The sequence below is a fragment of the Corynebacterium sp. TAE3-ERU12 genome, from assembly GCF_019209905.1.
Classification (GTDB): Bacteria; Actinomycetota; Actinomycetes; order Mycobacteriales; family Mycobacteriaceae; genus Corynebacterium.
Genome location: NZ_JAHUTM010000001.1, coordinates 811443 through 829367 on the forward strand (window position 1 = coordinate 811443; position 17925 = coordinate 829367).

At 62.2% G+C, this 17925-nt stretch carries 17 protein-coding genes and 1 riboswitch; of the genes, 12 read left to right on the forward strand and 5 right to left on the reverse strand.

The window, feature by feature from the left end; genetic code table 11:
* Positions 1 to 96 precede the first annotated feature (96 nt).
* Positions 97 to 1989 carry a hypothetical protein gene (locus KRX51_RS03720; RefSeq protein WP_218361582.1) on the reverse strand — a complete coding sequence of 631 codons (1893 nt, stop codon included), beginning with the start codon at positions 1987 to 1989 and terminating at the stop codon, positions 97 to 99.
* Positions 1990 to 2045: 56 nt separating this feature from the next.
* Positions 2046 to 2157, forward strand: a riboswitch (TPP riboswitch).
* Between the two features lie 69 nt (positions 2158 to 2226).
* Between KRX51_RS03720 and KRX51_RS03725 the strand changes: the two genes are divergently transcribed.
* The 10 genes from KRX51_RS03725 (at position 2227) to KRX51_RS03770 (ending at position 12106) form a co-directional block, all read left to right on the forward strand.
* Positions 2227 to 2844: an ECF transporter S component gene (locus KRX51_RS03725; protein ID WP_255549367.1), complete on the forward strand. Its 618-nt coding sequence runs from the start codon at positions 2227 to 2229 to the stop codon at positions 2842 to 2844.
* On the forward strand, positions 2841 to 4379 hold the full coding sequence (locus KRX51_RS03730) for an ABC transporter ATP-binding protein (RefSeq protein WP_218361584.1): 1539 nt from the start codon (positions 2841 to 2843) through the stop codon (positions 4377 to 4379). Before KRX51_RS03725 ends, KRX51_RS03730 begins: the two co-directional genes overlap by 4 nt.
* On the forward strand, positions 4372 to 5202 hold the full coding sequence (locus KRX51_RS03735) for an energy-coupling factor transporter transmembrane protein EcfT (protein ID WP_218361586.1): 831 nt from the start codon (positions 4372 to 4374) through the stop codon (positions 5200 to 5202). The genes KRX51_RS03730 and KRX51_RS03735 overlap by 8 nt, the downstream gene beginning before the upstream one ends.
* Entirely contained in the window at positions 5203 to 5682 is a 480-nt protein-coding gene (locus KRX51_RS03740) for a hypothetical protein (RefSeq protein WP_218361588.1), read from the forward strand.
* A gap of 79 nt (positions 5683 to 5761) precedes the next feature.
* Positions 5762 to 6763, forward strand: a complete 1002-nt coding sequence (locus tag KRX51_RS03745) for an ATP-binding cassette domain-containing protein (RefSeq protein WP_255549368.1) — start codon at positions 5762 to 5764, stop codon at positions 6761 to 6763.
* 2 nt (positions 6764 to 6765) lie between these two features.
* Positions 6766 to 7524: an ABC transporter permease gene (locus KRX51_RS03750; RefSeq protein WP_218361590.1), complete on the forward strand. Its 759-nt coding sequence runs from the start codon at positions 6766 to 6768 to the stop codon at positions 7522 to 7524.
* Between the two features lie 144 nt (positions 7525 to 7668).
* Positions 7669 to 8802: a L,D-transpeptidase gene (locus KRX51_RS03755; protein ID WP_218361591.1), complete on the forward strand. Its 1134-nt coding sequence runs from the start codon at positions 7669 to 7671 to the stop codon at positions 8800 to 8802.
* Positions 8803 to 8902: 100 nt separating this feature from the next.
* Positions 8903 to 9739 carry a YdcF family protein gene (locus KRX51_RS03760; RefSeq protein WP_218361593.1) on the forward strand — a complete coding sequence of 279 codons (837 nt, stop codon included), beginning with the start codon at positions 8903 to 8905 and terminating at the stop codon, positions 9737 to 9739.
* An 82-nt stretch (positions 9740 to 9821) separates the two neighbouring features.
* Positions 9822 to 11009 (forward strand): acyl-CoA dehydrogenase family protein, encoded by a 1188-nt coding sequence (locus tag KRX51_RS03765; RefSeq protein WP_218361595.1) that lies wholly within the window; start codon positions 9822 to 9824, stop codon positions 11007 to 11009.
* A gap of 98 nt (positions 11010 to 11107) precedes the next feature.
* A complete protein-coding gene (locus tag KRX51_RS03770; RefSeq protein WP_218361596.1) occupies positions 11108 to 12106 on the forward strand; it encodes a YeiH family protein in 999 nt (332 codons plus the stop codon).
* Here the strand turns inward: KRX51_RS03770 and KRX51_RS03775 are convergent.
* Positions 12103 to 12873, reverse strand: a complete 771-nt coding sequence (locus KRX51_RS03775) for an NAD-dependent deacylase (RefSeq protein WP_218361597.1) — start codon at positions 12871 to 12873, stop codon at positions 12103 to 12105. The two genes, KRX51_RS03770 and KRX51_RS03775, sit on opposite strands and share 4 nt — an antisense overlap.
* 386 nt (positions 12874 to 13259) lie before the next feature.
* Here KRX51_RS03775 and KRX51_RS10155 point away from each other — a divergent pair, with 386 nt between their 5' ends.
* Complete coding sequence (locus KRX51_RS10155) at positions 13260 to 13511, forward strand: metal-sensitive transcriptional regulator (RefSeq protein WP_255549460.1); 252 nt, start codon at positions 13260 to 13262, stop codon at positions 13509 to 13511.
* Positions 13512 to 13523: 12 nt separating this feature from the next.
* Here KRX51_RS10155 and KRX51_RS03785 read toward each other — a convergent pair whose 3' ends face one another.
* From KRX51_RS03785 to KRX51_RS03795, 3 genes are all read right to left on the reverse strand, one after another.
* Positions 13524 to 14114, reverse strand: coding sequence for a suppressor of fused domain protein (locus KRX51_RS03785; protein WP_218361600.1), 591 nt, complete (start codon positions 14112 to 14114; stop codon positions 13524 to 13526).
* Complete coding sequence (locus KRX51_RS03790; protein WP_218361601.1) at positions 14111 to 14716, reverse strand: DUF402 domain-containing protein; 606 nt, start codon at positions 14714 to 14716, stop codon at positions 14111 to 14113. Before KRX51_RS03790 ends, KRX51_RS03785 begins: the two co-directional genes overlap by 4 nt.
* 158 nt (positions 14717 to 14874) lie before the next feature.
* The gene (locus KRX51_RS03795; RefSeq protein ID WP_218361602.1) at positions 14875 to 15573 is read right to left on the reverse strand and encodes a hypothetical protein; all 699 of its coding nucleotides are present in this window, start codon (positions 15571 to 15573) and stop codon (positions 14875 to 14877) included.
* A 416-nt stretch (positions 15574 to 15989) separates the two neighbouring features.
* Here KRX51_RS03795 and typA point away from each other — a divergent pair, with 416 nt between their 5' ends.
* Positions 15990 to 17906 (forward strand): translational GTPase TypA, encoded by a 1917-nt coding sequence (gene typA / locus KRX51_RS03800; protein ID WP_218361603.1) that lies wholly within the window; start codon positions 15990 to 15992, stop codon positions 17904 to 17906.
* The last annotated feature ends 19 nt before the right edge of the window (positions 17907 to 17925 follow it).

The window sequence follows — 17925 nt, forward strand, 5'->3', positions numbered from 1 at the left end:
CCTAGAGGCGGGTACATAGGTGAGAAACGCTACTTGCTGACACCAACTCTATCTGACTGTGCCCGCCGATACGGCACAGTGGGCCAAACGCGGGCACTAAGCACTACCAGCCGGGACCAAGGGCCCCACCCCGCCTGCGCCGACGCACAAGGTAGCGCCCGGGGTGGCATCGCGCACCACCACGCGCACAATATTGCCGCCGCCGCCCACAGCAACCCACTGGCGCTTCAAATCAGTGCCAACGGGAACCACCGCCGAACCCTCGTAGGTCTGCGCAACAGTCTGGTACGGGTTGGGCATTGCCACCCGCACCTGCATCGGTTCGCTGGCGGTGGCATTGAACTCCACCACCCAGTCACCTATCTGCACAATGTCCGAAATCGGGACATCCATGGTGCCGGTGCCATCAGCCTCAATCACCATCTGCGAACCGCAATTAGGCACCCCACCGCGCTCCATCGTGCCAACAGCAGAGACCTCCGCAGCAATAAGCGCACCACTGGCATCAAACATCTGCGGGCGGTCGGTATAGCGCTCAAACGGCGGCCGGTCGCGCAGATCGTCGAACACGTAGTGATACGTGTTCATCGGCCGCACCACCGGCAACAGCACCTCCAAGGGCACCGGCTGATTCAGCACCGGCGTGTTCGGGGCAGCGTCGGCAAGCGACTTCTTTGTCGTAGCCAACCACGACGGCACCACATCATCAGCCCACGCAGTGCGATAGGCATGCACTGACACCAGCGAAGAGGCCGCCAGCGCCGCGCCCAGCGCTAACACCAGGTAGCGGGAGCGTTTCGGCAACGGATTCACCCGGTCCGACCAGGCCGCAGCCAGGCCCAAACCAGTCACCATGGCCACATCGCCGTAATAGTGCAGCGTTTTCGCCAGCTCATTGGCGGTGCCCTCACCCGAACGCACCCAGGTCATGGCTATGAGCACCGCGAACAGGTAGGTGGTGGCAAAGCTCAGCGGCAGCCACGCGCGCCAATCCCGGTGCATGGCCACCGCTGCGCCCAGCAGAACCAAAATCGCGCCCGTAGAGATCAGCGCCGCAGGGGCATCAGCCCACGCCTGGCCTGGGGCCCACCGCTCCCAACGCCACGGACCACCTGCCTGAGCAGCCAAAACCTGGCCCAAACCGTTGAGCACCAACTCCATGCGGGGCTCCCCGGAGGCCTTGCGCGCATCGTCGGCAGCGACGATGCCGTAAATCACTGCCCAGACCAGGGTGATGATGGTGCCCGGAATCCACAGCCGGCGGCCCCGGTTGAACATCCCAGCTAAGCTGCGCCGCTCCATATACGCCACCGACACCGCCATAGCCGCAGAAACCGGCACAATCGCCAATGACTTCTCGAAGAACAGCAAAGCAATGATGAGCAAACCACTGGCCTGGGCGGCCTTGGCCACAGAAATCTGCCGCTCACTGCGGAGAGAGAACACCACCGCAGCGCGCACCCAATAAAACAGCACTAACTGCATCGGCAAGGAGTTCACCGCAGCCGACCACCAGGTACCACCTGGCAGCACCAGCGGGGTCCAGGTAATAAACGCCAAGGCAATCAGGCCCTGCCAGGAACGCCCAGCTATGGCGTGGATGGTACGCGCGGCGACTAAGCCCACCCCAATCTGAGCAAGCGTCATGATCACCGCCGGTAACCACCACTGCCAGGGTGCAATGGCGTTGACGGCGGCCTGCAGGAAGAAAGCAAGCGGCGCTAAATGCCCGTCATGGGGTTGCCACCAGAAACTGGGGGAGAACATCGAGTGCTCCACCGCCGAACCGACGATGATGAAATCATCCCAGTAGAAGGTGCGGCCGCTCAGCACCCAGATATGCCCCACGGTTTGGATCGCAATGGCGACGAAAACCAGGCGGAGCCATGTCTGTTTAGAGGGGCGACGCTCAAACTGGGCGGCGCGGGCTTTCGCTGCGGCCACCGGATCATCTGCGGCAGGCACGCCGGGGCGGAACACAGTGCTCATGGTTGTGGGACTATAACCCCGCGGTACCGCCCAATGTGGCCGATCATGTACTTTTGGTCGCAGTGCACGGGGGCCCGAATAGGCGGGCTGAGAGTAAGGCGCAGATCGCCTTCGACCGTTGAACCTGATCCGGGTAATGCCGGCGAAGGAAGCAGATACTGCCACGCGACGCACATCGCGCTGGTGGTGTCACGGTGAGACCCGTGTGCTCAAGCTATAAAAGCAAAGGAGCACACATTGAGTAACTACCAAGAAATCGAACCAGCCCACCGCAACTTGAGCTGGCGGCTGGTCGATATTGTTGTCGCCGCCGTCCTCGGTGTGGCAACCGGCCTGATCTTCCTCGTGTGGAACTACATCGGTGGCCGCGGCTACGAATTCCTCGACGGATTCACCCCCGGCCTGTCCGGCCTGGCCGGCGGCGGCTGGCTCATCGGCGGTGTGCTGGGCGGCCTCATTATCCGCAAGCCCGGTGCCGCCCTCTTCGTGGAAATGGTCGGCGCCTCGGTATCTGCCGCCGTCGGTAATGAGTGGGGCTACACCGTGTTGTGGTCCGGCCTGGCCCAGGGCGCTGCTGCTGAACTTGCCTTCCTGATCCTGGCCTACAAGTTCTTCGGCCTGAAGGCCTCCATGTTCGCCGGTGCTATGGCCGGTTTCGGTATGTGGGCCCATGAGTTGTTCCTGTGGGGCAATATCGAGAAGTCCCTGGAATTCAACATGATCTACCTTGTGGCCGCGATGATCTCCGGCGCCGTTATCGCCGGTGTTGGTGGCTGGCTGCTCACCCGGGCACTTGCCGCCACCGGTGCGTTGGACCGCTTCGCCGCTGGCCGTGAAGCCCGCGATTTGGTGTGAGTCCCCACGACACCCCAGCAGTACGTGCGCGCGGTTTCGGCTGGCGTCATGGTGGCCGCCGAAACCCAGCGCTTGCTGATATAGACCTGCGTATTGACCCCGGGGAGCGGGTGTTAGTCCTCGGGGCCTCAGGTGCAGGCAAATCCACCCTGCTAGCCGCTATCGCCGGTGTGCTGGGTGGTTCTGATGAGGGCGAGCAGACCGGTGAGCTACTCATCCACGGCCGCCGCGCTGATGCCTCGCGTGGTGATGTGGGCCTGGTGCTGCAAGACCCCGATGCGCAGGTCATCTCCGCCCGCGTTGGTGATGATGTGGCCTTCGGTGCCGAAAACCTCGGTATCGACCGGGAGCAGATTTTCCCCCGCGTCCACCATGCCCTCGACGTCGTCGGGCTGCCCCGGCCTTGGGATTACCCCACCGCCCGCCTATCCGGTGGGCAGAAACAACGCTTAGCGCTGGCCGGCGTGCTGGCCATGGGGGCGCGCATCATTGCCCTTGATGAGCCGACAGCCAATATCGACCCGGCCGGGGTGGGGGAGTTGCGCGATGCGGTCATCCGCGCCGCCGATGACACTGGCGCCACCGTCATTGTTGTCGAACACCGTGTCCACGCCTGGGTTGATGTGGTGGACCGGATCATCGTCGTCGGTCGCGGCGGCATCATCGCCGACGGTCCGGTCGCCCAGATCCTCGCCGACTATGGCGATGCCCTGCGGGAAGATGGCGTGTGGATTCCCGGGCCGCCACCTGAGGTCGGCACCGCCCAGCCGCTTCCCGGTAATGGTTGGGCACTGGCAACTGACAACCTCGCCGTCGGCTACAAAAACTCCGAAGGCATCATCGACCCGGTGCGCACCGGGTTGTCCATCGAACTGCCCGTCGGCGCTTCGACCTGCATTACCGGCCCTAATGGGTGCGGAAAATCCACCCTGGCATTGACCCTCGGCGGGTTGCTGCCAGCCGCTAGCGGGCAGGTGCTGGCCTCGGCGCAATTATGTGAGGGCTTGCCGACGCACACGCGGCCCAAGTGGCGGCGGTGGGCAACACCCCAGCCCATCGACCCGGCTTATCGGGCGAACCCGCAACACTGGTCTTCGCGCCAACTCGCCGCCCGTATCGGCAGTGTTTTCCAATCCCCAGAGCACCAATTCACCGCGCCGAGTGTGCGCGAAGAACTCCTGGTCTCACCGAAGGTGCTCGGTGTTGCGACGGATACTGCCAACGCCCGCGTCGATGAGCTACTCGAACGCCTCCGGCTTAGTCACTTGGCTAAAGCCAACCCGTTTACCCTCTCTGGCGGGGAGAAGCGGCGATTGTCGGTGGCCACGGTGCTGTCGACCGCCCCGTCGGTGGTGCTTCTTGATGAGCCGACCTTCGGCCAGGACCGCAGGACCTTCACTGAGCTGCTGCACATGCTGCGCGGCCTCGTTGATGATGGGGGCACGGTGGTGTCTATTACGCATGACCCACTGGTGGTCGAAGCCATGGGGGACCATGTCATTGACCTACCCGCGAGGGAGGTAACCGATGAGTGATTTCGATCTTGCTGCTGCCGCCCCCGGGGCGACACGCCTTGATGGCACCGCAGAACCTGACCGCACCCTCATTGGTCGCCTAAACCCGGTTACTCGGTTTGTTGGGCTGTTGGTCATGGGCACCCCGCTGCTGCTGACCATCGACTGGCTCTCCGCGCTCATCGCGGTAGTGCTGACCCTGACTGCGGCGTTTATCTGCGGGGTGGGGCTGCGTCGGATTGCCCGGCGTGGTTGGCAGGTCCTTCTCGCCGCGCCGCTGAGTGGTATCTCCATGTTGCTCTACGGCGAACCGGGCGGGAAGGAGTACTTCTCGTTCCTGCTGGCACACGTCACGGAGAACTCGGTGGAATTGGCCATCGCGATCACTTTGCGTGTGTTGGCTATTGGTCTGCCTGCGGTGGTGTTCTCGATCAATATTGACCCCACTGAGCTCGGCGCGGGACTGTCCCAGCTGTGCAAACTACCGGCCCGGTTCGTTATCGCCACCACCGCCAGTGTGCGCATGGTGACGTTGTTTATTGATGACTGGTATGCCCTCACCCGCGCCCGCCGCGCCCGGGGGCTGGGGGATACCGGGCTTATCCGTCGCCTGCTGAACCAGGTGTTCGCACTGCTGGTCTTCGCTTTGCGCCGGGCCACCAAACTCGCCACCGCGATGGAAGCCCGTGGTTTTGGCGCTGAGGGTAAACGCACCTGGGCCCGGCAATCGCATCTGCGTTTCGCCGATGCGGTGTTCTTTGCCTACTGCGTTGCGGTGCCGGTTGTGGCTTTGGGCCTGGCGATGCACTTCGGTACCTTCCGGCTGATTGGCATGGGGGGCTAGGTGATTTGGCTTATCGACGGCCGTTCCGGCTCCGGGAAAACCACTTTCGCCCGCCGTGCGCACAACACCCTGGGCTGGCCGGTGGTGCATATTGAAGACGCGTACCCGGGTTGGTCGGGGCTTGCTGAGGGCTCGGCGTCGGTAGCTGAAGAGATGCTCAACCCACGCCGCCCGGGCTTCCGACGCTGGGATTGGTACGCCGACAGGTTCGCTGAGTTCGTGCCGACTGACCCGACCCAGTCGATGATTATTGAAGGCTGTGGGGCGGTGACGGCGGCGAATATTGCTGCTGCCCGGCGTTTTGGGCCGGTGTGGCCGATCTGGGTCGAGTTGGACGCCGAAACCCGGTATCGCCGGGCGATGGCGCGGGATGGAAATTTTGGCCCGTTTTGGCATATGTGGGCCAGGCAGGAAGATGCCCATATTGGTGCTCATCAGCCGCAGCAGTTGGCGGTGTGGACGCTGCACACTCGGGCCTAGGGCGTGGCCTGTGGCGCGTAGACTCTCGGTGTCGTGTTTCAAAGGGGGCGCACCTTGCCCTGTCTGAACGGAAGTGTTCATGGCTGAACCCATTATCTCTGCGCGCGAACTGACCAAGGTGTTTACCTCTAAAGCCAAGGGGAAAACCACCACGCATACCGCAGTCGACAATCTGACCTTTGATGTCGCGCCGGGCTCCATTATTGGTTTCCTGGGGCCCAATGGTGCTGGTAAATCCACGTCGCTGCGCATGTTGACCACGTTGCTGAAGCCTGATTCGGGGTCGGCGCGGGTTGTGGGGTGCGATATTGCTACTGATCCGGTGGGGGTGCGGCGCGCGATTGGGTATGTGTCCCAGTCCGGTTCGACTGGGGGTACCGCTCATGCCGGTGAGGAGGTTGTTGACCACGGCCGGATGTATGGGTTGAGTCTGCGTGAGGCCACCGCCCGGGCTGAGGCTTTATTTGAGGATTTAGATCTGGGTGGGCTGTGGGATCGTCGGCCGCGGACTTTATCGGGTGGTCAGCGGCGTCGTCTCGATATTGCGATGGGGTTGGTGCACCGCCCGCAGCTGATTTTTCTTGATGAGCCGACGACGGGGCTGGACCCGCAGGCGCGGCAGAATCTGTGGGATCATATTCGGGGTCTTCGGGAGAATCATGGTGTGACGGTGTTCATTACCACTCACTATCTCGATGAGGCTGATGCGCTGTCAGACCGGTTGCTCATTGTTGATCATGGTCGTCTGGTCGCTGATGGTTCGCCGCGCAAGCTCAAGCGCGATATTCCTGGTGAATTGGTGAGTCTTGAGGTCGCCGATTCTGATGATTGTGCCGCCGCCACCCGGATTCTGGCCCGTCATGCCAGCAGTGCTGATGATGAGGTGCGGGTGCATCGTGATGTCAGCAGTGGTGCGACGGTGCTTGGGGTGCGGGTTAGTGATGCCTCGCGGCAGTTGCCGGAGCTTTTACGTCAGCTTGCCGACGCTGGTGTCGCCGCCGATGGGTTGGAGGTGCAACGTCCGACGCTTGACGACGTGTTCCTCAACCTCACTGGATACTCTTTGCGGGAAGGGCAGTAGTGATGAGCGAGTTTCTTACCTGTACCAATGTGGTTTTTCGCCGCCAGATGCGGATGAACCTGCGCAATCCTGCGTGGGTGATTGTGGGCTTGGCCCAGCCGGTGTTGTACCTGTTCCTTTTTGCTCCGCTGCTTAAACCGCTGTCGGGAACCCTTGGGGTGGACAATACGTACACCTTTTTCGTGCCGGGGCTGTTGATTCAGTTGGCGATTTTCAGTGCCCTGTTCGCCGGTTTTGGTTTGATCAACGAGTGGCGCGAGGGCGTTGTGGAGGCAGAGCGGGTGACGCCGGCGCCTCGGGTGTCGCTGCTGTTGGGGCGGGTGTTGCGTGACTTGGTGCAGTTGTTGACGCAGGCCACCTTGCTCATCATTTTGGGTTATTTGTTCGGCATGGATGCCCCGTTGGGTGGGGTGTTGGTGGGGTTGTTGATTGCGTTATTGCTGGGTTCTGCTGGTGCGGCGGCGTCGAATGCGATGGCGTTGACCACTAAGAGTGAGGACGTGATGGCGCCGATTATCAATATGGCGCTGATGCCGATTCTGTTGCTGTCGGGCATTTTGTTGCCGATGTCGCTGGGTCCGGACTGGTTGCAGTTCGTGGCTAATATTTTGCCGTTCCGCCATATTGTTGACGGTTTGCGTGGCACGTTCGTCGGTGAGGTGTTGAGCCTGGAGACCCTGTGGGCTTTGTTGTGGACGCTGGTGCTTTCGGGGCTGTGTATTGCTTGGGGTGTGCGTACTTTTCAGCGTGAGAATGCGTAGCTGCCAGGGGGAGTGTCCAGGGGTATCTTGAGCAATAGTTTCGGCCGACTACTAGCAACACCTGTAACATCAACCCCACCTGTAACAGTTTGCTGCTGTTAGTAATCTCAATTAGTCGCGTACATCGTGTTTCGGAGTGAATTCATGAACCTCAGCAGGACCCTGGTATCGGCTGCTACTGCAGCTGGTCTGCTTAGCTCGCTGGCCGTGCCGGCCTATGCCGCAGAGTCAGCGCCCACAGTGCCGCAGAGCACTATTGGCACCACCTCATCAGAAAACCGCCCACTGAACCCGACTGTGGTCGAACACGCCCGCCGCCAGGCCGAGGCTTCCCTGAGCCCGGCTGAGGCCAAGGAACTGGCAGAGTCCCTGCCCTTGGACGGCAAGTACATCCCGCCGTATATCTACCGCGCCCTGGTGGCATTGGGTGAAAGCCTGGGCCTGCCCACTGACAATGTGGAGCGCCTACTCGATTACCTCGACGAAGTGCTCAGCAGCGTTTTCGGCCAGAACGACGGTGAAACCGATAAGCCGGACACTGATGCCGATAAGCCGGACACTGATACCGATAAGCCGGCCCCGAAGCCCGAGCCGAAGCCGGAACCGGAACCTGCACCTGCACCGGCACCGGCACCGACGCCCAAGCCCGAGCCGAAGCCGGAACTCCCCAAGCCGGAGCTGCCCAAGCCCAACCCGGACGCAGTGGATACCTGGTTTGACTCCGATGTTCCGCTGACCGCCACCCAGGTTGTGGCTGTCGAAGGCACCAACGGCTCCAATGCCACCCTGCGCCGGTACGAGCGCGTCGGCGGTGGTTGGCTGCCGGTTGGCCCCGCTATCTCCGCCAAGGTCGGCCCGCACGGCATTGGTAAGAACTACGGCGAAGGCACCCCGATGACCCCGGCTGGTGTATTCACCCTCAATACTGCGTTTGGTCGCGCCGCCGACCCGGGTGCGAAGGTGCCCTACACCCAGGTTGATGGCGATGACTGGTGGGTTGGGGACTCCAACAGCCCCCTGTACAACACTCACCAGGAATGCAACCCGGGCACCTGCCCCTTCGACGAGTCGAAGTCTGAGCGCCTCGCCAGCTACGACGTTTATGATTACGCCCTGGTGATGGGGGTCAACCCGACCCGTAAGCCCGGTGGCGGTTCTGCGTTCTTCCTGCATGAGACCAATGGCGCCGCCACGGCCGGCTGTGTGGCAGTGACCACCGAGCAGATTGTGGAGCTGGTGCGTTGGGCCGATAAGAACACCTATATCGCCCTGCGGTAAACCACCGCGCCTAGCTACGCCACCGCCGCGTCCGACTCTCGGGTGCGGCGGTGGCGTTTGTGCGTGCAGCTCAGTGTGGTTGTCGATTAGCGTCAGAACCATGCTTAGCCCACGCGCTGTTGTGACCGCTGCGGCCGGTTCGGCCACCGTCGCAGTGTTGGTAGGTGGCGGGTTGCGTGCTTGGTGCGACCCGCTCATGCAGCCCCCAAAATTGCCGAAGGCCCGACCGCCGGTGTGGGGCTTGCCGACGCTCGGGGCGCTCACCGCTGTTGGCATAGCTGCTCTGAGCCCGGTCGCGGATGCGCCGCAGCGGCCTCGTTGGCAGCGGGTATTAGCGGCCGCCGGATTGATTGCCCCGGCCATGCCCGGTGCGATGGTGCCAGCATTTGAACTCGCCCGGCGGTATTGGGCCCGCACGCGCACCGGGCCTGTCGGCACCGTCGTGGTGCTGGGGTGTGCTTTACGCGGCAATGAACCCTCCGAGCTGCTCGAGGCCCGCTTAGAAACTGCCTACCGGATCATCACCACCAACCCTGTTCCGGTGGACGTCATTGTCTCTGGGGGACAGGGAAGCGACGAGATTTCCGCTGAAGCTCGCGTGATGGGGCAGTGGTTCGCGCAGCGCGGGATTAGCGCTATCGAAGAAACTCAGTCCACGAGCACTGCAGAAAATCTTGATTATTCGGCGCCGATGGTGACCCGGTGGCCGGTGGTGGCTGTGAGCAGTGATTTCCATGTTTTCCGAATCCGCGATGAACTTCGTGCACGCGGCCTGCACTGGCATGTCACCGGTGCGCCCACCCCCGTGCGGTACTGGGCCACCGCAATGCTGCGCGAATTTCTTGCCGTCGGACTGCGCCATCCTCTACCTGGACTGACAGTGGGGGTGCTGCTGAGTCTGTGGTCGGCGCGCAATATCGGCCACAGCCCCAGTTGACTGCGTATAGTTAGACAAAGAATGTACTTCTACGGGCTAGATTAAGCCCGGGACGCTAATGATCCAGGGAGGATCCCACCCAATGGCACTGAACCCCGATTTCGAACTCTTCCAGCTCGAAGATTTTCATCAGGAGCTCCGCTCCGTCGTTCGCGACCTGGCTGAGAAGGAAATCGCGCCGCATGCAGCCGATGTCGACGCTAATGCCCGTTTCCCCGAAGAAGCCCTGCAGGCTTTGAACGCCGCTGGCTTCAACGCCATTCACGTACCGGAGCAGTTCGGTGGCCAGGGTGGCGACTCGGTTGCCGCTTGTATCGTCATCGAAGAAGTTGCCCGCGTGTGTGGTTCTTCCTCTCTTATCCCGGCCGTGAACAAGCTCGGCACCATGGGCCTTATCCTCGCCGGTGATGACGAACTGAAGCAGAAGGTCCTCGGCGACCTGGTCAATGGCGAGATGGCCTCCTACGCCCTGACTGAGCGCGGCGCTGGTTCCGATGCCGGTGCGATGAAGACCCGCGCCGTCCGCGACGGCGATGACTGGGTTATCAACGGCTCCAAGTGCTTCATCACCAACGGTGGCCGCTCCACCTGGTACACCGTGATGGCCGTGACCGACCCGGATAAGGGCGCCAATGGCATCTCCGCATTCATGGTGCACAAGGACGACGAAGGTTTCCGCGTCGGCGGCCTCGAGCACAAGCTGGGCATTAAGGGTTCCCCGACCGCCGAGCTGTACTTCGAGGATTGCCGTGTTCCCGGCGACCGCATGATCGGTGAAGAAGGCAGCGGCTTCAAAACCGCATTGGCGACCCTGGACCACACCCGCCCGACCATCGGTGCGCAGGCCCTGGGTATTGCACAGGGTGCCTTCGACTACGCCGTGAATTACGTCCAGGAGCGCGAGCAGTTCGGTAAGCCCGTCGCCGCCTTCCAGAACACCCAGTTCATGCTGGCCGATATGCGCATGAAGATCGAAGCTGCCCGCCTCATGGTCTACACCGCCGCCGCTAATGCCGAGCGTGGCACGACCGCTGAGGGCGGCAAGCTGGGCTTCATGGCTGCCGCCTCGAAGACTTTCGCTTCCGACGTTGCCATGGAGGTCACCACCGACGCTGTTCAGCTGCTCGGCGGCTACGGCTTCACCACTGACTTCCCGGTTGAACGAATGATGCGTGACGCCAAGATCACCCAGATCTACGAGGGCACCAACCAGATTTGCCGCCTGGTGATGGGCCGTCAGGTGCTCGCCGAAGCCAAGAAGCGCGGATAACACCAGCTCAGAGCATAGAAAACCCCGATCCAATTTTTGGTGGATCGGGGTTTTCTGCTGCCGATAGGCCTTGGCAGTGTGGTCTACACTAAACCGCTATGGAAGCAGCGAAAATTCCTGGGCTCGGATTCTGTCTGGCAGGCGCAATTATCGCCTGGGGGATAGGGCTGGTCTTCGCCCACCTCGGCATCAGTATCCCATCGCTGCTGGTAGCTATCCTGCTTGGCATTATCGTGGTCAACACCACCGGTGTGCCCACGGCGGCGGAACCAGGTATCGCGGTAGCGGCGAAGCAAGTACTGCGCATCGGTGTGGTGCTGCTCGGTTTTGCTATCCCCGTCGGCGATATCATCGGCCTGGGAATCGGGGCACTTGTACTGGTCGTCGCCGTCGTTGTCGCCGGCCTTGCCGCCGCGGTCCTCATCGGCCGGGCAATGGGACTGCCACGGGAACAATCCTTACTCATCGGCGGCGGTTGCTCTATCTGTGGTGCTGCCGCAGTCGCAGGTGTTGATGGCGTGCTCTCCAAACGTCGCGCTCACGAAGCCGCCACCGCTGTTGCTGTGGTCGTGCTCTACGGCACCGCCATGATCGCTATCGCCCCGATATTGGCGCGCCTCCTCGGATTCGGCGATGAAGCTGCCGGCATTTTTATCGGCGGCTCCGTCCATGAAGTCGCCCAGGTCGTCGCCGCCGGTGCGGCAGTGAGCTCCGCGGCACTGACCGTCGCCGTGGTCGTCAAACTTGCCCGTGTGCTCATGCTGGCCCCGGTGCTTGCGGTCATCGGAATCCAGGAACGTCGTCGTGGCCAAGCTGATCCGTCGGCAGCAACCCCGCCGCTGGTGCCACTATTTGTTATCGGCTTCATCGTCGCAGTGGCGCTGCGTTCAATCCTGCCGATCCCCGAAGCCATCATTGATGCCAGCCAGCAGGTACGTACATGGTTCTTCCTCGTCGCCATGACCGCTCTTGGTACTGGTGTGCGCCGCGAGACACTGGCCGCTGCCGGCTGGCGCCCATTCGTCCACGGTGGGCTGGTATCCGTGGTTGTCATTGTGGTCGCTGCCGTCGGTAGCTACCTGGTGACGATGGGCTAACTGCACACCAGGTGCGCTACAGCAGGCAGGCCCTGGGCGGCGGTAGTGCGCCATGAGGCAACTGTGAGCGGGCTCAGATCGGTTTCCTGCGGTGAAATCTCCACAATGGGGATGTCACGACGTGCGGCCTGCAAAGGCAGCCCCGCCGCGGGGTAGACCACCCCAGAAGTGCCGACCACAACAATCAGGTCGGCAGTGGTGATGTGCGCTTCGGCCTCGGACCATTCACGTGCCGGCAGCGCCTCACCAAACCAGACCACCCCCGGGCGGATATGACCCATCAGGCACATAGTGCACAAGGGCGGCTGTAGGTACTCAGTCGGCTCGGTTAAAGGCTCTGGTTCTGCTGCTGGGTGAGCGCAGGTATCGCAGCGAAACTCATTGAGTTTGCCGTGTAAATGCGCCACATCATCGCTTCCTGCGCGCTCATGCAGGTCGTCGATATTTTGCGTGGTCACATGCCCCCAGCCGCCGGCGGCGGCCAGATGCTGGGACCACTGGGCAATGGCGATATGCCCGGGGTGTGGGGAGGCCTGGCGGGCCTGCCGGAGTCGCCACAGGTACCAGGGCCACATCGAGCCAGGATCGGTAAACCACGCGTCAGTCGACGCCATTGCTTGCGGATCGACATGACTCCACAGGCCAGTTGTGGAGTCACGGAAGGTATCCAGACCTGAGTCAGCAGACATTCCGGCTCCGGTAAAGAAGGCGACGGTGTGGGCGGCGCGGACAGCGTCGGCAAGCGAGGTCGGCATCTGGGAGGTCATGCTTCGAGGTTAAAACAGTTGGTCGTGACCACGGTGGTATTCGAACAAATCGACAAAGTAGGTGTATCGTGTTCACGACGAAGCAGCGGGGCACCCCCTACCAGGGTTAATACCGGTAGGGGCAACCACGATGGTCCATCGACTCGTTGCGTATGAATTAAGATTCACAAGAAGCGCATCGGCAGTCGACGATGTGACGCCGATAGCCCTGGAAGGAGCCGGCCATGGGGGATCTACCTTGGACATCCGCCCGGGACGAGGAAGACGACACGAATGCCGCCGCATCGAGTCACGTCGCCTCAACTCCCAGCGAAGCGGCCGAAGCTGACGAGGACCTCATCGTGCCGGCAGTCGAACCAGACTTGACCGACGAGGAGCTCGCACAGCTGCAAGCCAAGCAACGCCGGGCCATCATCAATAGGCTCAAACGTGCGAATGGGCAGCTGCAGGGCGTCATCAACATGATCGAAGACGACCGGGAATGCCGCGATATCGTCAACCAGCTCGCCGCAGTCTCCAAAGCCATTGACCGGGCCGGATTCAAAATCATCTCCTCCGCCATGCGCGGATGCATTCACGGCTCCGGCGACGCTTTGAGCGCAGACGATATCGAAGAACTCTTCCTCCGGCTGACCTAGCCGAGCGAACAGCTACACCACAGAAGCCCGATGGGGGTCGGAAACATCCGCCCCCTGGGCCTGCCACGCCTGGTGCAACCCGGCCGCGCCCTTCGCCCGGGCCAGCGCGAACTCATTGCCACTCGCCGGGATCGCGTGCAAAATCTGCACCTCCTCAGCCGAGGCATCCACACCATCTAAATGGCTAATCGGCACATTGGGGATATCAGCGTCGGCAAGCACAAAACCAGTAAAACGCGAATCAGTCCATAGCGGTGCGGCGAAATCCAATAACGCCCCCGGCTGCAGCACCAAACCCTCCACCGACGGGGAAGCAGCCAGCATTGCCAAGGGCCGAATCGCCTCATCGAGGCCGCCACGCAGCGGCAAAATGAGCTCCGCCCGCGGGCCGGAATGGGGATCCGGCATAAAATCAGCCGGATCGTGCATCGGGTTGGCCGAACAACCCAGCGTCGCATAGGTGACCACTGAGTCAGTATCCGGGCCAAAGCGCAACAGAGTTAACGCATCGGCACCGAGGAAGGTCAGCTGCGCAGTATCGGGATTGGACTGCTCAAAATAGCCGCACAAATGTGAGCGAACAGTATCGGTAATAACGCTCATGAGGTGAGGTCTCTCCGTTGGGGATCGCGGGTGGGCTCAGGCCACGCGCCTTGCGCTACCAGGGTGACTGAATCAGGCTGCGCCCACGAAACCGGGCAGCCCTGAGAAGCTAACCATGCGTCGACATCGCCGTGCTGGGCCGTGATGCCCACCGCCGCAGTCCACGCGCGATCAATGGCGCTAGCAGCGCGCTCAGCGCTTACCAGGCCGCACTCCACAGCAGCAGTGAGCTCATCGGCATCCTCGACGCGCACCTGGGTGCCTGCAACAACAACATCAAGATAAAGATCTGTGGTGGACCACGAGCCGCCATCGCTGCTGGGCCGGTCGATATCGGCGATATCAAGGTAGAAATCAAAATCGTAGGAACTGGTGGGGCGGCGGTGGAAGATACTCACCCTAAGCCCCAGATCTGGCAATAGCCACGACTGCAGATATCCGAAATCAGGGTGGTCGGCGCCGCGCGCCAGATAGAGCCCAAAGGGGTGCTCGCGGTAGGTGTCTACCTCGCGCAGAAAACCCTTGGGATCACTGTTGACCCCCGCGGCGATAGCGAAGCGCTCGTACTTTGGCGCTTTGACCGGTGCGTGGTCCTCAGACATAGCCCCAGACTACCGGCCAGCAACAACGGTGCTGGCCCAGCCGGGGGAGTGGGCGCCGAGAACATGCGCGCTAAGAAAATGCGCGCCGAGAAAGTGGGCGAAAAAACAACACCCGCCACAGCACAGTGGCTGTAGCGGGTGCGGTACGCAGAAAGCGTTTAGAAACCGACGCGGATGAGCGCGAAGGTCGGGGTGTACTCGCAGTCCACCGGGCCGACGGACTCGGCGGAGGTGAAGCCACCTTCCAGGGCGGCGAGGACAAGGCCCTTACCGGTATCGGCAGTGCCATTGACAGTGCCCGGGCCATCAGGGTTGATGCCGGTGTACTTCAGCTGGGTGGTGCCGTAGCGGGCATTGGCCAGGTTGAACCAGTGCACATTCATCTCAGTGCGCTGTTCCTTGGCCACACCTGCAGTACCCAGGCCGGTGAAGACGAAAGCGGTCTGCTCCGGGCCGACGCCGGGCAGCGGGAGGCCGGCCGGGCCGGGCACGGAGGTGGCCAGGCCGAAGGAACGGCCCTCACCATTGATGCACTTCTCGGCAGCCGTCGGCGGCAAGAACTGCTGGATCTCCGGGCCCGGGGTCGGGATATCGATACCGGGCTCGCCCTCGCCAGCCAGGAAGTCGAGGGCCTTGTTCAGGGCTGCCTTGACTTCTTCGGGCACGGCGGGGTTGTTGATGGCTTCGCGCGCATTTTCCTCGAACCAGGGGTTCGGGCGGCCGAACTGGTCGAACGGGAAGATGTCGCTGGAAGACGGAGCAGCGGTGGCAGCCGGGACGGCGCCACCGGTGAGTAGAGCAGCTGTGCCGAGCGCAGCTGCGACGCGGCGGATATTGGAGCGACGGTTGCTGGCCACTGGTTATTCCCCTTGGTGTTTTGGTCGGTTCAGAAAAACGTGCGGCACGCGTGACCGCTGGAACTAGGTCCATAATAGCCGCACAGATCTTTTTCGTGAGAAAAACACAAAATCTGCGCGTCTGAGACTTTTACCCCAGTAACAGTAGCCCAAATCAACCACTGTGGCTAGTGGGGCGGGTGAGGTTGCTGTGACATATGTGGCTGATGTGGCGCTCAGGGTCGCTTTTTCAGGCCAGAACCCCACCCGACAACAGGCCCCTTTCCCATCAGTCGGGGCTACTCGCCGCGTAGAAGTCGCAGGTTTTGGGCAGTGGGGAGTAGCCTAAGCAACGCCCCGACGCAGACCGGCCGAATAATCGGCCAGTATCGCGGGTAGCAGTTTTCTTTTCATTTATCTCCAGGAGCCACCACCCAGTGAGCATCGCCGAATTCCGCAATGTCGCCATCGTCGCCCACGTCGACCACGGCAAAACCACCCTCGTCAACGCCATGTTGGAGCAGTCCGGCTTCTTCGGCGACCACGGCGAGGTTCAGGACCGAGTCATGGACTCCGGGGACCTCGAGCGGGAGAAGGGCATCACCATCCTCGCTAAGAACACCTCAATTCGCCGCCGCGGCGAAGCAGCCGATGGTGGCGACCTGGTGATTAACGTCATCGACACCCCCGGCCACGCCGACTTCGGCGGCGAGGTTGAGCGCGCCCTATCCATGGTCGACGGTGTCGTCCTGCTCATCGACGCCTCCGAAGGCCCCCTGCCGCAGACCCGTTTCGTCCTCGGCAAGGCCCTCGCAGCCTCGATGCCCGTGATCATCTGCGTCAATAAGACCGACCGCCCCGACGCCCGCATCGACGAGGTCGTCGAAGAAGCCCAGGACCTGCTCCTCGAACTGGCCAGCACTGTGGAAGACCCCGCAGCCGCCGAAGCCGCCGAGAACAACCTGGAACTGCCGGTTCTCTACGCCTCCGGCCGCGCCGGCAAGGCCTCCACCGAAAATCCCGGCGACGGCGAGGTCCCCGACTCCGAAGACCTACAGCCGCTCTTCGACGTCATCCGCGAGGTCCTGCCCGAACCTTCCGCCGATATCGACGCGCCCCTTCGGGCACAGGTCGCCAACCTGGACTCCTCGTCCTTCCTGGGCCGCATCGGCCTGATCCGTATCCACTCCGGCCGTATCCGCAAGGGTCAGCAGGTCGCCTGGATTCACTACGACTCCGACGGCAACCAGCACATTAAAAACGCTAAAGTCGCCGAGCTGCTGCGCACCGTCGGTGTCGACCGAGTCGCCGCCGACGAGGCCATCGCAGGCGATATCGCCGCCATCAGTGGCATCGACGAGATCATGATCGGCGACACTCTGTGTGACCCCGAGCATCCCAACCCGCTGCCGCGCATCACCGTCGACGAGCCGGCGATCTCCATGACCATCGGTGTGAATACCTCCCCGATGGCCGGCCAGGGCGGCGGCGATAAGGTCACCGCCCGCCTGGTCAAGGCCCGCCTGGACCAAGAACTCATCGGCAACGTGTCGCTACGCGTGCTGCCCACCGAGCGCCCCGACGCCTGGGAAGTCCAGGGCCGTGGCGAAATGGCACTAGCCGTGCTCGTCGAAACCATGCGTCGCGAAGGCTTCGAGCTCACCGTCGGCAAGCCCCAGGTCGTTACCCGCACCATCGACGGCACCCTGCATGAGCCCACCGAGCACCTCGTCATTGACGTGCCGGAGGAATACCTCGGTGCCATCACCCAGCTCATGGCCTCCCGCAAGGGCCGCATGGATCAGATGGGCAACCAAGGTTCGGGCTGGATCCGCATGGAATACACCGTGCCGGCCCGTGGCCTGATCGGTTTCCGCACCACCTTTATGACCGAGACCAAGGGCACCGGCATCGCCAACCACTACTCGGCCGGTTTCGAACCCTGGGCCGGCGAGATCAAGTCCCGCAATACCGGCAGCCTCGTTGCCGACCGCTCCGGCCAGATCACCGCCTACGCCCTCACCCAGCTCGGCGACCGCGGTTCCTTCTTCGTCGAGCCCGGCGACCAGGCCTATGAAGGCATGGTCGTAGGCGAAAACCCGCGTGATGAAGATATGGACATCAACATCACCAAGGAAAAGAAGCTGACCAATATGCGCTCGGCCAATGCCGACGCCACCGTGACCCTGGAAAAGGCCAAGAACCTCAGCCTGGATGAGGCCATGGAGTTCTGTGGCGGCGACGAGTGCGTTGAGGTCACCCCAGACGGCATCCGTGTGCGCAAGGTCATCCTCAACGCCACCGAGCGGGGACGCGCCCGTTCCCGCGAGAAGGCCCGCAACCGCACCACCTAAACCAGTATCCCGGCGCTCA

What these genes read in the sequence shown, in the direction of transcription:
- KRX51_RS03750 (WP_218361590.1), top strand. Translation starts at nt 6,766, where the DNA reads ATGAGCGAGTTTCTTACCTGTACCAATGTGGTTTTTCGCCGCCAGATG.
- KRX51_RS03765 (WP_218361595.1), top strand. Translation starts at nt 9,822, where the DNA reads ATGGCACTGAACCCCGATTTCGAACTCTTCCAGCTCGAAGATTTTCAT.
- KRX51_RS03755 (WP_218361591.1), top strand. Translation starts at nt 7,669, where the DNA reads ATGAACCTCAGCAGGACCCTGGTATCGGCTGCTACTGCAGCTGGTCTG.
- KRX51_RS03790 (WP_218361601.1), bottom strand. Translation starts at nt 14,716, where the DNA reads ATGTCTGAGGACCACGCACCGGTCAAAGCGCCAAAGTACGAGCGCTTC.
- KRX51_RS03745 (WP_255549368.1), top strand. Translation starts at nt 5,762, where the DNA reads ATGGCTGAACCCATTATCTCTGCGCGCGAACTGACCAAGGTGTTTACC.
- KRX51_RS03735 (WP_218361586.1), top strand. Translation starts at nt 4,372, where the DNA reads ATGAGTGATTTCGATCTTGCTGCTGCCGCCCCCGGGGCGACACGCCTT.
- KRX51_RS03760 (WP_218361593.1), top strand. Translation starts at nt 8,903, where the DNA reads ATGCTTAGCCCACGCGCTGTTGTGACCGCTGCGGCCGGTTCGGCCACC.
- KRX51_RS03785 (WP_218361600.1), bottom strand. Translation starts at nt 14,114, where the DNA reads ATGAGCGTTATTACCGATACTGTTCGCTCACATTTGTGCGGCTATTTT.
- KRX51_RS03770 (WP_218361596.1), top strand. Translation starts at nt 11,108, where the DNA reads ATGGAAGCAGCGAAAATTCCTGGGCTCGGATTCTGTCTGGCAGGCGCA.
- KRX51_RS03775 (WP_218361597.1), bottom strand. Translation starts at nt 12,873, where the DNA reads ATGACCTCCCAGATGCCGACCTCGCTTGCCGACGCTGTCCGCGCCGCC.
- KRX51_RS03720 (WP_218361582.1), bottom strand. Translation starts at nt 1,989, where the DNA reads ATGAGCACTGTGTTCCGCCCCGGCGTGCCTGCCGCAGATGATCCGGTG.